9 protein-coding genes are annotated in these 13,324 nt (G+C 63.9%); 3 read left to right on the forward strand and 6 right to left on the reverse strand.

Annotation, left to right across the window (positions count from 1 at the left end; genetic code table 11):
* Window positions 1–130: 130 nt before the first annotated feature.
* The 4 genes from gabT to DJ563_RS20025 form a co-directional block, all read right to left on the reverse strand.
* The gene (gene gabT, locus DJ563_RS20010; RefSeq protein WP_434518228.1) at window positions 131–1,408 is read right to left on the reverse strand and encodes a 4-aminobutyrate--2-oxoglutarate transaminase; all 1,278 of its coding nucleotides are present in this window, start codon (window positions 1,406–1,408) and stop codon (window positions 131–133) included.
* A gap of 182 nt (window positions 1,409–1,590) precedes the next feature.
* Complete coding sequence (gabD, locus tag DJ563_RS20015; RefSeq protein WP_186660500.1) at window positions 1,591–3,033, reverse strand: NADP-dependent succinate-semialdehyde dehydrogenase; 1,443 nt, start codon at window positions 3,031–3,033, stop codon at window positions 1,591–1,593.
* Between the two features lie 340 nt (window positions 3,034–3,373).
* Window positions 3,374–5,050 carry an aryl-sulfate sulfotransferase gene (locus tag DJ563_RS20020; protein ID WP_434518229.1) on the reverse strand — a complete coding sequence of 559 codons (1,677 nt, stop codon included), beginning with the start codon at window positions 5,048–5,050 and terminating at the stop codon, window positions 3,374–3,376.
* A 17-nt stretch (window positions 5,051–5,067) separates the two neighbouring features.
* Complete coding sequence (locus DJ563_RS20025) at window positions 5,068–7,404, reverse strand: TonB-dependent receptor (protein WP_434518230.1); 2,337 nt, start codon at window positions 7,402–7,404, stop codon at window positions 5,068–5,070.
* A 193-nt stretch (window positions 7,405–7,597) separates the two neighbouring features.
* Here DJ563_RS20025 and DJ563_RS20030 point away from each other — a divergent pair, with 193 nt between their 5' ends.
* Window positions 7,598–8,512: a LysR family transcriptional regulator gene (locus DJ563_RS20030; protein ID WP_434518231.1), complete on the forward strand. Its 915-nt coding sequence runs from the start codon at window positions 7,598–7,600 to the stop codon at window positions 8,510–8,512.
* A 77-nt stretch (window positions 8,513–8,589) separates the two neighbouring features.
* On the opposite strand, the gene DJ563_RS20035 is transcribed toward DJ563_RS20030, so the two are convergent.
* Both DJ563_RS20035 and DJ563_RS20040 read right to left on the reverse strand, forming a co-directional pair.
* Window positions 8,590–9,495, reverse strand: coding sequence for a TauD/TfdA dioxygenase family protein (locus DJ563_RS20035; RefSeq protein ID WP_434518232.1), 906 nt, complete (start codon window positions 9,493–9,495; stop codon window positions 8,590–8,592).
* A gap of 36 nt (window positions 9,496–9,531) precedes the next feature.
* Entirely contained in the window at window positions 9,532–10,569 is a 1,038-nt protein-coding gene (locus tag DJ563_RS20040; protein WP_274097912.1) for an ABC transporter substrate-binding protein, read from the reverse strand.
* A 296-nt stretch (window positions 10,570–10,865) separates the two neighbouring features.
* Here DJ563_RS20040 and DJ563_RS20045 point away from each other — a divergent pair, with 296 nt between their 5' ends.
* Together DJ563_RS20045 and DJ563_RS20050 are read left to right on the forward strand one after the other, a co-directional pair.
* Window positions 10,866–12,461, forward strand: a complete 1,596-nt coding sequence (locus tag DJ563_RS20045; RefSeq protein WP_274097913.1) for an ABC transporter permease — start codon at window positions 10,866–10,868, stop codon at window positions 12,459–12,461.
* A complete protein-coding gene (locus tag DJ563_RS20050) occupies window positions 12,458–13,321 on the forward strand; it encodes an ABC transporter ATP-binding protein (RefSeq protein WP_274097914.1) in 864 nt (287 codons plus the stop codon). Before DJ563_RS20045 ends, DJ563_RS20050 begins: the two co-directional genes overlap by 4 nt.
* Window positions 13,322–13,324: the final 3 nt, after the last annotated feature.

Raw genomic sequence — 13,324 nt, forward strand, 5'->3', positions numbered from 1 at the left:
CTCCTGAATATCCCTGACACGCAATCCGTCGCAGCTTCCTGGGCAAGTCCTGCGTCAACCATAGCGCCCCTCAGGTTTTCTGGGCACAAAAAAAACCCGCCGAAGCGGGTTTTTTCAGAAGCGCGTCACATTAGGCGAGTTCAGCGAAGCACTCTTCGATGATGGCCAGGCCTTTGTCCAGCAGCGCGTCTTCGGCGGTCAGCGGGACCAGGATACGCAGGACGTTGCCGTAGGTGCCGCACGACAGCAGGATCAGACCCTTGTCACGTGCCTTGGCAACTACTTGGCCAACGGCAGCGGAATTCGGGGTGTGAGTGCCTTTCTCGAAGACTTCGACAGCAATCATCGAGCCCATACCACGGATGTCACCGATGATCGGGTTTTTGTCCTGGATCTTGCGCAGGCCGGCAACCAGGTGCTCGCCAACGGCCTTGCTGCGGTCCAGCAGTTTTTCTTCTTCGAACACTTGGATCACGGCCAGGGCCGCGGCGCAAGCGATCGGCGAACCGGCGTAGGTGCCGCCCAGGCCACCTGGGGCGATGGCGTCCATGTACTCGGCCTTGCCGCACACACCGGCCAGCGGGAAGCCGCCAGCGATCGACTTGGCGAAGGTGGTCAGGTCAGGCGCGACGCCCATCTGCTCCATGGCGAAGAAGGTGCCAGTACGGCCAGCGCCGGTCTGTACTTCGTCGGCGATCAGCAGGATGCCGTGCTGGTCGCACAGGGCGCGCAGGCGCTGCATCAGCTCTTTCGGCGCCGGCAGGAAACCACCTTCACCCTGAACGGGTTCCAGGATGATCGCGGCGATGTCCTTAGGCTCGGCATCGTTCTTGAAGATGCGTTCGACCGAAGCGATGGCGTCGTCGACGCTCACGCCGTGCAGTTCGTTCGGGAACAGTGCGCGGAAGATGCCGCCTGGCATCAGGCCCATGCCAGCGGAGTACGGCACAACCTTGCCGGTCAGGCCCAGGGTCATCATGGTACGGCCGTGGTAGGCGCCGGTGAAGGCGATCACGCCAGCACGGCCAGTGGCGGCACGGGCGATCTTGACGGCGTTTTCAACGGCTTCGGAGCCGGTGGTGACCAGCAGGGTCTTCTTGTCGAAGTTGCCTGGGACCAGCTTGTTGATCTTCTCGCACAGCTCTACGTAGGGTTCGTAGGCCAGCACCTGGAAGCAGGTGTGGCTGACTTTGGTGAGCTGCTCTTGCACAGCTGCAACCACTTTCGGGTGCAGGTGGCCGGTGTTCAGTACAGCGATGCCGCCGGCGAAGTCGATCAGTTCGCGGCCTTCAACGTCGATCACGGTCGAGTTCTTCGCGGTATCAACGAAGATCGGGTGAATTTGGCCGACGCCACGTGGGACGGCAGCTACACGGCGTTGCATCAAGGATTCGTTGGTCTTGCTCATAATGCCCTCATTGCGCCGATCGGAATGGCGCTTTTATTCGGGGGTGGCTGGGAGTGCTCGCGCACAGTATTCGTTGATCGACTGCCGTGAACGCCCTGGCCACCAGGTACTGCATGTAAAAAAGGCCAGCGAGACGTCGCTCTCGCGCCCCGCTGGCAGAGGTAAAGCCTTTTAACCGGTGATCAGACGCTGATGCACAGGTATTTGATTTCGAGGTAGTCCTCGATACCGTATTTGGAACCTTCGCGGCCCAGGCCCGAAGCCTTGATGCCGCCGAACGGCGCGACTTCGTTGGAGATCAGGCCGGTGTTGATGCCGACCATGCCGTATTCCAGGGCCTCGGCAACACGGAACACACGGCTCATGTCACGGGCGTAGAAGTACGAAGCCAGGCCGAACTCGGTGTCGTTGGACATGGCGATGACTTCGGCTTCGTCCTGGAAGCGGAACAGCGGCGCCAACGGGCCGAAGGTCTCTTCCTTGGCGACAGCAGCAGTCTTCGGCACGTTGACCAGGATGGTCGGCTCGAAGAAGTTGCCTTCGATCAGCTTGCCACCGGCCAGCACCTTGGCGCCTTTGGAGACTGCGTCTTCGATGTGTTCCTGGACCTTGGCGACAGCCTTGCCGTCGATCAGCGGGCCAGTGGTGGTGCCGTCTTCCAGGCCGTTACCGATCTTCAGCTTGGCCACTGCGGCGGCCAGCTTCTCGGCGAACGCGTCGTAGACGCCGTCCTGCACGTAGATACGGTTGGCGCAGACGCAGGTCTGGCCGTTGTTACGGTACTTGGAGATGATCGCGCCCTCGACGGCCTTGTCCAGGTCGGCGTCGTCGAACACGATGAACGGGGCGTTGCCGCCCAGCTCCAGGGAAACCTTCTTGATGTCCTTGGCGCATTCTTGCATCAGCTGGCGACCGATTTCGGTCGAGCCGGTGAAGGACAGTTTGCGTACCAGGGAGTTGCCGGTCAGCTCGCCGCCGACTTCGCCAGCGCTGCCGGTGACGACGCTCAGCACGCCAGCCGGAATACCGGCACGGTGAGCCAGCTCGACCAGGGCCAGGGCGGAGTACGGGGTTTGCGAAGCAGGCTTGAGCACCATGGTGCAGCCAGCGGCCAGGGCCGGGCCGGCTTTACGGGTGATCATCGCCGCCGGGAAGTTCCACGGGGTGATGGCCGCGGTAACGCCGATTGGCTGCTTGATGACGATCAGGCGCTTGTCGGGCTGGTGGCCCGGGATGGTGTCACCGTAGACGCGCTTGGCTTCTTCGGCGAACCACTCGATGAACGAGGCCGCGTAGGCGATTTCGCCCTTGGCTTCGGCCAGTGGCTTGCCTTGCTCGGTGGTCATCAGGCGAGCCAGGTCATCCTGGTTCTCGATCATCAGTTCGAACCAGCGACGCAGCTTGGCCGAACGCTCTTTGGCGGTCAGGGCACGCCAGGCCGGCAGGGCTTTGTCGGCGGCTTCGATGGCGCGGCGAGTTTCCGCGGTGCCCATCTTCGGCACAGTACCGATGACTTCGCCGGTGGCCGGGTTGGTCACCTTGATGGTCTGGCCATTGTCCGCATCCAGCCACTCACCATTGATATAGGCTTGCTGGCGGAACAACTGAGCGTCTTTGAGCTGCATGTCGGCTTCCCGAATTGTTGATTGTTGAAAAGCGCCCAAAGCAGGGCATCGAGCGTTTGAAATCTCAAACGAATGCTAAGCGGCTGCTGGGGTGTAGGACAATAGGCTGTTCGAAAAAAAGAACGAATGGTTGAACAGCCCATCTGAAATCGCCCGCAGAACGGCCGCTACAGGGTAGACGATCGGGCGGGGAGAAATGTGAAAGGGGGGTGATAGCGGGGAGATTTTCAGCGCCTGGGAGATCGAGCGCCCCGCGGGCGGCGCTCGATGTGCGCCCCACCTCAAAACCCAAGGCAAGCGCCCGAAAGCCACACCTCCCTGATCAAAAAACGATCAAACCTCAAAACGCCGTGGCCAAGTCGATCACCAGCGCCCGATACCCCACGCTCCCCGGCTGGCGGCTGTGCACCTTCAATTCCACCAGCACCTCCTGCGTCCCACGCCGTACCTCGTTCAGCACCGTAGTGGTCAGTTTCTCTGGCGTGAGGAAATTCACCGATGCCGAATAAATGAACTGGGTATCGGTCTCGGGCCGGTACGCCACCACCGACGTCACCGGGCTGTACCACTCGTCACCGCGCTGCTTGCCGTACTCCCACACCTGCTCGACCGTGCCCTTGGCCTCGTCGACCTTGTATTCCACCGCGCGGCTGTAGTTGCCGGTCAGTTTGGTCGGGGCAAAGTCACGCCCCCAGCCGTTGTCGAACACGGTCAAGGTGCCTTTGCCGGTCAGCCAGGCCGTGTGCTGGGTCCACGACCAGTCAAAGCCCTCGCTTTCAACCGGGGTCAGCACCTTGTCCCGCAGCCGCTGCGGCCAGCCTTGGGGCGAAGCGAGGATCCACTTCACCGCCTTGTCACGGCCAATCTTCACCACCCCTTGATGGCGTGCTGAAACGATGATGCTGTCGTCATCTGCGTCGTAATCGATGGCATTGACGTGCGCCCAGTTGCGCCCGGTACCCACCCCAGGGGTGTCACCGAACGGCAGATCGCCTTCGGCCAGCTCGTTGGCCAGCCGGTCGTCCTGCTTCTGCACCCCGTTGGGCAGCTGGATCGCAGCCTTGCCAAGGGTTTCCAGCAGGTCGCCACGGTACGGGTCGAGGATCTGGTTCAGGTCCCAGAAGTCGAGTACATCCCCCGCCTCGTTGACCTCGATGATGTGGTCGCGGATCGAGCGCACGCGCTTGCCGTCCGGGCGGCGGTAGTCGCTGGTGCCCACCCGCAGCAGGTAGCTGCCGTTGGCGGTCTCGCGGATTTCGTGGGAGAAGTCGGCAAACTTGTCCGGCAAGCTGCGTTGCCAGATACGTCGGCCGAGCAGGTCGTACTTGGAGTAGGTCTGGCCCTGGCCCCAGATCAACTTGCCATCGCGGGTCTGCTGGAAGCCCATGGTGCCACCCAGGCCGTCACGGCGGTTGGAATCGTGGATCTGCTCGATGTCCAGGTACCAGCGCACGTCGCCATTAGTGTCGGCGATCCAGTTGTTGCCCACCTGGTCCCACTCGGCGGCACCCCCCAGGCCATTCCACTTGAAGGCCCGGCCACCGGGGATATCACCCTGCAGGTGGTTGAACAGGTACAGGCGCTGCTCGAAGCCTGGCGCGACCTTGACCGGCTCGACCTCAGGCAACGCCGCAGTCTGCCTGGCCACCACCGGCAGACGCACCGCCGGCGCGTAGACCTGATAACGCTCGCGGATGCGCTCGCCGTCGAGCTTGTAGGTCACTTCCACCTGGTTGACGTAGTCGGGGTAAAGGCCGAACACCGGAATGCCGCCATAGGTCCAGAGCGAGCGGTCGGACACCTCGTAGGCGATATCCACGCCCCGCTCGCCGCGGCCCAGTACCCGCACATGGGCCGCGCTCAGTGCGCGCCCGCCGTCGCGGATGATGGCCGTCAGCGGGGCCAGGCGGTACGGGTTGACCAGCACATCGCCCAACAGTGCCGCATCGGGTGCAGGGACCTTGGCGGTGAGGCAGGCGCCTTCAGGCAGTGCGGGGGTTTCGGTTTTGGCATTCATGGCAAAGCTCCTTGTGCTCAGAAGTCGTAACGGGCGGTGGCGCCGAAGGTGCGAGGCGTGCCGAGTACCCCGGCATAGCCACCGTTGGCGGAGTTCCACAGGCTGGTGAAGTAGGTCTTGTCGCCGGCGTTTTTCACCCACAGCGACAGGTCGAGCACGCCGTCGCCCTGGTCCAGGCGCACGCCGGTGGACAGGTTGACCAATGCGTAACTGGGGATCTGGCCGAAATCGGAGTCGTCGATGGTGCCCACCGCCCTGGAGCGGAAGGCATAGCTGGCGGTGACATAGGGCTCGATGCGCTCGGCCAGCTGCCACTTGTACTGGGCGTTGAGGTTGGCGATGTACTTGGAGGCGCCGACCACCTGGTGGCCCGACAGGTCGCAGGTAGCGGTGGCATTGGCCAGGCTGACCTCTGGCGGGCATGGCGCATCGTCGTACTCGGTGTAGCGCACATCGTTCCATGAGCCGTTGAAGTTGACCGTGAGGCCGCGCACCGGCAGCGCCGTGGCCTCGAACTCCAGGCCCCGCGAACGCACGCGCCCGGCGTTGGCCAGGTATTGCACGCGGTTGACCTGGTCATACACGTTGGCCTGATAACCATGCACTTCGGCCCAGAACAGGTTGGCGTTGAGCTGCAGGCGATCGTCGAACAGCGTGCTCTTGACCCCGACCTCGGCATTGTTGACCCGCTCGGTCCCCACCAGTAGCGAGTCAGTGCCCAGGCGCGGCGCGGCGCCGACGGTCAGGTTGATACCACCGGACTTCTCGCCGTGGGTCAGGGTGGCGTAGCCCAGTACCTGGTCGTTGAAGCGGTAACTCACGCCAAGCAGGCCAGAGGGGCTGAAGCTGTACTGGTTGAGGTCGCCCGAGTCATAGGCGCCCACCCGGCCCTGACGCGCCGCTGCTGCCGCGCCGGTGACCGCAGCGCCGCCGGTTGGTGCATCGCGGGTCACCCAGGCACTCTTCTCTTCGTAGGTGCCGCGGATGCCGGCAGTGAAGTCGAGGCGGTCGGTGACGTGCCAGGTGCCCTGGGCGAACAGCGCATAGCTGTCGGTGTCGATGTGCCCGTCACCCAAGGTGTTGACGTTGTTCAGGGCGCCAGCCGGGGTGAGGTTCCAGGTATCGGCCTGGGGGCCGTAGTAAGTGAACGATGTGTTGTCCAGGTCCTGCTTGAAGTAGTACGCGCCCAGCACGTAGTCGAAGGCGCCACCGGTGGGCGAAGCCAGGCGGATTTCCTGCGAGTACTGCTTGTCGCGTACCGACACCCCGGCGCTGTAGAACACCGGCACGTCCAGGCCATCGTCGTTGCGCGGGGTGAAGTCCCACCAGCGGTAGGCGGTAATCGACGTCAGGGTGAAATCATTGGGCAGGGTCCAGTTGGCCTCTACCGAGGTGCCACCCTGGAACACCGTTACCTGCTGGTCGGCGTCGAAATTAACCTTGCGGTCCTTGCCCGACACCAGCGTCGCCCCGGCCTGGGCGGCCAGGCTCTCGTAGCGGTTGACGCCATTGAGGGTGGGGCCAGTGCTGTACAGGCTGAGGATGCCGTTGTTGGAGTCTTCTTCGTTGTACTCGCCGATCCAGCGCAGGTTGAAGGTTTCGCTGGGCTTGAACAGCAGTTGCGTGCGAAAGCCCTGGCGCTTGCCGCCGTTGAGGTCGTCGCCGTTGTGGATGTTTTTCACATAGCCATCGTCTTCGCTGCGGTAGGCGCTGATGCGCCCGGCCAGGGTGTCGCTGATCGGCCCCGAGAAGCTGCCTTGGGTTTGCAGGTAACCGTCCTCGCCGATGGACTGCTGAATGCTGCCCTCGCGGTGGAAGGTCGGCTTGCGCGTGGTGATGTTGAGCACGCCGGCGGTGGTGTTCTTGCCGAACAGCGTGCCTTGCGGGCCGCGCAGCACTTCAAGCTGCTCGACATCCAGCAGGTCGAATACCGCCATGCCGGGGCGGCCGAGGTAGACGTTGTCCAGGTAGATGCCAACGCTGCCTTCCAGGCCATCGCTGGCCGGGTTGTTGCCCAGGCCACGAATCGAGATGCTCGACTGACGCGCATGCACATAGGCGACGTTGGTGCTCGGCACCAGCTGCTGCAGGTCCTGCACGCGGTAGATGCGCTGGGTTTCCAGGGTTTCGCTGTTCAGCACGCTGATCGGCGTGGGCACGCTTTGCGCGGTTTCCTCACGCCGGCGGGCGTTGACGGTAACGGTGCCAAGTTTGGCTTCCTGCTCCACGGCGGGGGCGCTAGTGGCAGGCGTTTCGGCGAAGCTGCCACTGGATGCCGCCAGCAGCACGCCGGCGGCCAGGGGTTGCAGGGTGAACCGCGATGCGCGCGCAGGCCAACGGTAAACTCGGGACATGCTGATGCTCCTTGAGGCATGGGCCCTGGGCGAGCATTTCCGTTGGCGGAACCGAATCGCGGTCAGTCGGGCTTATATTCTTTTAAGTGATATAAATATTTGTAATTCATATTTAGTGGAATAAGTAAGACCCTTTATAAGGGGACTCACCCTTGTCAGCAATTGCATTTGACCGAAGGTTTTAATGTAGAAAATGCATATCGATCTCCGTCAGCTGCGCCACTACATTGCCCTGGTCGAGCACCGCAGCTTCGTGGCTGCGGCGGCCGCGGTTAACCTCTCGCAATCGGCCTTCAGCCGCAGCATCCAGACCCTTGAGCACAACATCGGCTGCCGCCTGGTAGACCGCGCCAGCAAAGAGCTGGCCCCCACCCGCCAAGGCTTGATGGTGCTGGAACATTCGCGCCGGCTGGTGCACGGGGCGCACAACCTGGTCAACGAGATCCACCAGTTCAACGGTGCCACCACCGGTGTGGTGCGCTTCGGCTCCGGCCCCGCGCCGGCGGGGGGCTTGGTGCCACGGGCGGTGGCGCGTTTCGTGGCTGAATACCCGGCGGCGCGCACGTGTTTTCAGGTGGATAACTGGCAGGCGCTGAACCGTCGGCTGATTGCCGAAGAGATCGAATTCTTTGTCGCCGACACGCGCCAGTTCGAGTCAGACCCGGATTACCGCGTGCACAAGCTGACGCCGCAGCGCTGGCACTTCTGCTGCCGCGCCGGGCACCCGCTGACCACTCGTGCAGCCGTGCAGGCGCGGGACCTGTTCGAGTACCCGCTGGCCACCACCTTGCGCCCGCCGAACATTCGCAAGATCCTCAGCGACCTCAGTGGGCGACAGGACTTTCTGCCCTCGGTGGAATGCGAACATGGCTATGCGCTGCTCAACGTGGTGATGCATTCGGACACCATCGGCATTGCCTGCAATGCCAACCTGCGGCCGTATCAGCGGGATGGGGGGCTGGTGGCGCTGAAGCTTGCGGACCTGGCGCCGGAGCAGGAAGAGGCGTTCTATACCCGCTATGGGGTGGTGAGCCGAGTGGGGTATGGGCTGTCGCCGTTGGCGCAGGGGTTGGTCAGGCAGTTGATTGCCTGTGATACCGAGGTATGACCGGCATACCCCTGTAGGCGCGGCCTTGCCGGGGCGCCGGACCGGTCGGAAAGGGCCGCAAAGCGGCCCCAACAGGCTCACCCCTTACGCGTGGTGCGGCTCAGTTGCCCATCCACCCCAACCGGCACCTCACCCGCCAAGGTCACCCGCCGCACGATCCGCGGCTGGGTGCCGTAGTCATCCACCGCATAATGCTGGGTCGCGCGGTTGTCCCAAATCGCCACATCCCCCGCTTGCCAGCGCCAGCGCACGGTATTTTCCAACCGCGTTACATGCCCTTGCAGCACCGCGAACAGGTGTTGTGAGTCGGCCAGCGAATACCCTTTGATGCGTTTCACGAAGTGCCCCAGCTGCAGCGCCCGCTCACCGCTGATCGGGTGCACGCGCACCACCGGGTGCTCGGTCTCGTACACCGTCGAGGTGAACACCTTGCGATAGCGCTCAAGCTTGGCCGGGTCGACGTCAGGCTTGATGGACGCGTAGTCGTATTCGTTGCTGTGCACCGCCCACAGCTTGTCAGCCAGCTCGCGCAGCGGCTCGGGCAGCTCCTGGTACGCCGCCGCCGTGTTGGCCCAGACGGTATCGCCACCGGACGTCGGCGACACCACGCTGCGCAGGATCGAAGCCTTGGGGTAGGCGTCGACGAAAGTCACGTCGGTGTGCCAGGAATTGGCCCGCTGGCCCTCGGCACCGTCTAGCTGCAGCAGGTAGCTGGTGCCATCGACCACCGGCACCGTGGGGTGCGCGACCGGTTCGCCAAGCAGCTTGGCGAAGCCTTCCTGGCTCTGGTCGTCCAGGTGCGTCTGGCCACGGAAGAAGATCACCTTGTGCTGGACCAACGCGGCCTGAATGGCCTCTACAGTGGCGGCATCCAGTTCGGCAGAAAGCTTCAACCCGCGGATCTCGGCGCCGATACGGCCGGCAACCGGATGAATGTCGAGTTCAAGGGCGAGTGGCGCGGTGGCCAGGGCGGCATTGCTCATGGTCGTGGTCCTTACGGTTGTTGTCGGTTCAGAAGGTCAGCGGGCGGCCTGCACGGCCTGTTGCTGTTGCAGTGCGGCGTCGAGAAAACGTGGTTCGACCCAGTCGGCAACCTGGAAGCCGCGGCGGATCAGGCGCTCCTTGGCAGCCAGGTCGACGCCCTGCTGCAGCTGGGCCAGGAAGTCGGCGTCCAGGCGTGGGTCGAAGTAGTGCGCGAGGCTTTCCTGGGCCAGGTCGTCGCTGAGGATGCTGCGCGGCCAGCTGGCGTTATTCGCCACCAGGTCGACGTAGGCATCACGGTTGTGTTCGTCGCGCAGCCACTCGGTGGCCTGTTCCTGGGCATTGACCAGGCGCTGCACCAGGTCGGGGTGCTGGCGGATGAACGCGCCGGTACCCAGCAGTACCGCCTGGGTGCTGCCGGCGCCTTGCAGGTCACGCGAGCTGACGGGCAGTTCGACCAAGCCGCGTTCACGCAGCGAAAGCAGGTTGGACAGGCCCCAGGTGGCGTCGATCTGCTTGGCGGCCAGTGCGGCGTTGGCGGCGTTGAAGTCCAGGTTGATCACCTTCAGCTCACGCTCGGACAACCCCTGGCTGGCCAGCGCGCTGGCGAACGACAGCTGGTTGGCGGTACCGCGGAACACCGCCACACGCTTGCCCTTGAGGTCGTGCAGGGTCTTGATGCCAGACCCCGGCACCACACCCAGGTAGCTTTTCACCCCACGCACACCGGCCGACAGCACGCGGGTATCCAGGCCATTGGCCTTGCCGACGATCGCAGCCAGGTCGCCCAGGTAGGCGAAGTCGGCCTGGCCGTTGGCCAACGCCTCGTTCACCACCGGGCCCGCGCCCTTGAAGAAGTGCCAGTCGATGCGGATGCCGTCCTTGGCGAACTCTTTCTCCAGCAGTTGCTGGTCACGCAGCACATCGACCACGCCGCCGGCACTGTGCTTGCTGCCTGCGCTCAGGTCGGGGACGGCGATGCGGATGCTCTCTGGCTTGGCCGATTCAACCGCGTGAGCGTTGAGGGTGAAGACCAGCCCAAGGGCGGTGATCAGGTGGCGGATGGGGGTGTTCATGGCAAGGCTCCTTGGCAGGCTGCCACCGACGATGGCCGGCGCTTTGGGCAGAAGCTAGGCGGGACTGGTTAGAACATACAAAGATCAAAACTTCATTTTTTAGTAACCAGAAGGCATAAACCAAGCGGTGTGCGGGGCCGCAGGGGGCTTGCGGAGAATGCATGGAAAATATGAGGAAAACGCAACGGCAGGGGGCTTCCGTAGGCGGGGCGTGCGTGCTCTTATCTCTTGAAATGCGCACTGATTAATTTTTTATTCCATTAGTGCATAACGTGAAAACGCTTTGAGAGATGGCGATGAATGGAATTCTGAATTGGGGGCGGGGGCGGCGTCGGGGGCCGCTGCGCAGCCCTTTCGCGACGCAAGGCCGCTCCTACAAGGGCGCATACCTTTCGTGGGTATTGCCGGGGGTGATCGCGCTGTTGTGGGGGGTCGCCAGCCAGCAACACTGGATGAGCGAGCAGATACTGCCGGCGCCGGCGCTGGTGTGGCAGAGCGCGGTGGAGTTTGGTTCGGGGGAGCTTTGGGGGCACCTGTGGATAAGTTTGCAGCGGCTGTTCTGGGGGTTGGCGGTCGGTATTGCCAGCGGGCTGCTGCTGGGCACCTGGCTGGGGTCGTCGCGGCGGGCACAGACGCTGGTGCTACCCACCTTCGTGGCGCTGGCACAAATCCCGACCCTGGCCTGGATTCCGCTGTTCATGCTGTTCTTCGGCATCGGCGAGTTGCTCAAGTTGGTGGTGCTGGTAAAAGCCGTGGTGGTTCCTGTCACCCTGCACACCTTGGTTGGCGTGCGCGATGCCCAGCCCAAACTGCGTGAAGCCGCAGCGGCCCTGCGCCTGCCACGCCACTTGTGGTTCCTGCGCCTGCTGCTGCCCGCCGCCCTGCCCGCCTTTCTGACTGGCGTACGCCTGGCCCTGGCCACCGGCTGGACGTCGTTGCTGGCCGTGGAGCTACTGGCCTCCAGCGAAGGCATCGGCTACCTGATGGTGTGGGGCCGGCAACTGTTCATGCTCGACCTGGTTTTGCTCTGCATCCTGGTCATCGGCCTGGTCGGGGCGCTGATGGAGCAAGGCTTCTCGCGCCTGGAAAAACGCCTGTTGTTCTGGCCGCAACCCGCTACCGGCGAGCAACAGCGCGGCCCCATCCCCAAGGGTTGGCAGAGCCTGCTGCTGCCGGCCGCGCTGCTGGCCCTGTGGCAGGCCAGCAGCAGCCTTGGCTGGGTCGACCAGAACATCCTCACCTCGCCGCTGGGCGTGCTGCGCACCCTGTTCAGCGGGCTGGCGGACGGCACGCTGACAGAGGCGTTGCTGCTGAGCCTGCAACGTACCCTGAGCGGCCTGGCCCTTGGCGGCGGCGCGGGCTTGCTGGTGGGCGTGCTGCTCGGGCTTTCACACCATGCCGAACGCGTGTTCGGGCCAAGCCTGACCGCCGTGCGCCAGGTGGCGCTGTTCGCCTGGGTGCCGCTGCTCACGGCCTGGTTCGGCCTGGGCGAAGGCGCCAAGACCGTGTTTGTGGCCCTGGCTGCGTTCTTCCCGCTGCTGATCGCTACCCAGCGTGGCATCGCCGGGTTGTCGCCACAGCTGGGTGAGGCGGCCCGCACCTTGCGCCTGGGCCTGCTGCAACGCCTACACCGGCTGGTGCTGCCGGGCGCCGCACCGGCGATTTTTGCCGGCCTGCGCCTGTCGCTGATCTATGCCTGGCTGGGCACCATCGGCGCGGAATACTTCATGCCCTCAGACGGCGGCATCGCCAGCCTGATGATCGGTGCGCAACAGCTGTTTCGCATGGACCAGGTGATGGCTGCCATGGTCTTGATCGGCCTGGTCGGCGCCCTGCTCGGCACCCTCGGACAACGCCTCGAATCGCGCGCCACGCGCTGGAGAACTGCATGAACGCCTTCAACACCTCGCACCTGCCCGCCGCCAACCAGGCCGACGTCACCCCGCCGCTGGTCAGCTTCGAGGGGGTCGGTAAAGTCTTCAGCGTCGATGGCCAACCGTTCGAGGCCATCCGCGATTTCAACCTGGCGATCAACCAAGGCGAGTTCATCGCCATCGTGGGTGCGTCCGGCTGCGGCAAGTCCACCCTGCTGCGCCTGCTGGTCGGGCTCGACACCGACTACAGTGGCAACATCCGCGTCGACGGGCAGCCGGTCAGGGGCATCGGTGGCGAGCGCGGCATCGTGTTTCAGGAACACCGCCTGTTCCCTTGGCTGACGGTAGAGCAGAACATCGCTCTGGGGCTGGTCAACGAGTCGCTCACCCAGGGCGAACGCGCCAGGCGGGTGCATGAGTTCGTTTTGCTGGTCGGGCTCAGCGGGTTCGAATCGGCTTACCCACACCAGCTTTCCGGTGGCATGGCCCAGCGCGTCGCCATTGCCCGCGGGTTGGTGGCAAGCCCGCGTATTCTGCTGCTCGACGAGCCTTTCGGTGCGCTCGATGCACTGACCCGCCAGCAACTGCAGGATGAACTGCTGGCCATCCGTGAACGCGCCGGCATCACCACCCTGTTGGTTACGCACGATGCCGAGGAGGCGACGTACCTGGCTGACCGGGTGGTGGTGCTGGAACCACGGCCGGGGCGGATCAAGTCGGTGGTCGAGATTGATCTGCCGCACCCGCGGCTGCGTACGGGCGTGGCATTGCATGGGCTGCGCGAAAAGGTGCTGCACCAGATCACCGGTGACGGTGGTTACCTGCCGCAACCGGCGCGCCGGGTCGAAGGGCTGCGGCCTGAACTGATTGCGCTATGAATG

Origin of the sequence: Pseudomonas sp. NFX1 (assembly GCF_051123555.1) — a bacterium.
GTDB lineage: Bacteria > Pseudomonadota > Gammaproteobacteria > Pseudomonadales > Pseudomonadaceae > Aquipseudomonas > Aquipseudomonas capeferrum.

Coding starts and splice junctions, on each gene's coding strand:
- gabT (WP_434518228.1), bottom strand. CDS start 1,408: ATGAGCAAGACCAACGAATCCTTGATGCAACGCCGTGTAGCTGCCGTC.
- gabD (WP_186660500.1), bottom strand. CDS start 3,033: ATGCAGCTCAAAGACGCTCAGTTGTTCCGCCAGCAAGCCTATATCAAT.
- DJ563_RS20020 (WP_434518229.1), bottom strand. CDS start 5,050: ATGAATGCCAAAACCGAAACCCCCGCACTGCCTGAAGGCGCCTGCCTC.
- DJ563_RS20025 (WP_434518230.1), bottom strand. CDS start 7,404: ATGTCCCGAGTTTACCGTTGGCCTGCGCGCGCATCGCGGTTCACCCTG.
- DJ563_RS20030 (WP_434518231.1), top strand. CDS start 7,598: ATGCATATCGATCTCCGTCAGCTGCGCCACTACATTGCCCTGGTCGAG.
- DJ563_RS20035 (WP_434518232.1), bottom strand. CDS start 9,495: ATGAGCAATGCCGCCCTGGCCACCGCGCCACTCGCCCTTGAACTCGAC.
- DJ563_RS20040 (WP_274097912.1), bottom strand. CDS start 10,569: ATGAACACCCCCATCCGCCACCTGATCACCGCCCTTGGGCTGGTCTTC.
- DJ563_RS20045 (WP_274097913.1), top strand. CDS start 10,866: ATGAATGGAATTCTGAATTGGGGGCGGGGGCGGCGTCGGGGGCCGCTG.
- DJ563_RS20050 (WP_274097914.1), top strand. CDS start 12,458: ATGAACGCCTTCAACACCTCGCACCTGCCCGCCGCCAACCAGGCCGAC.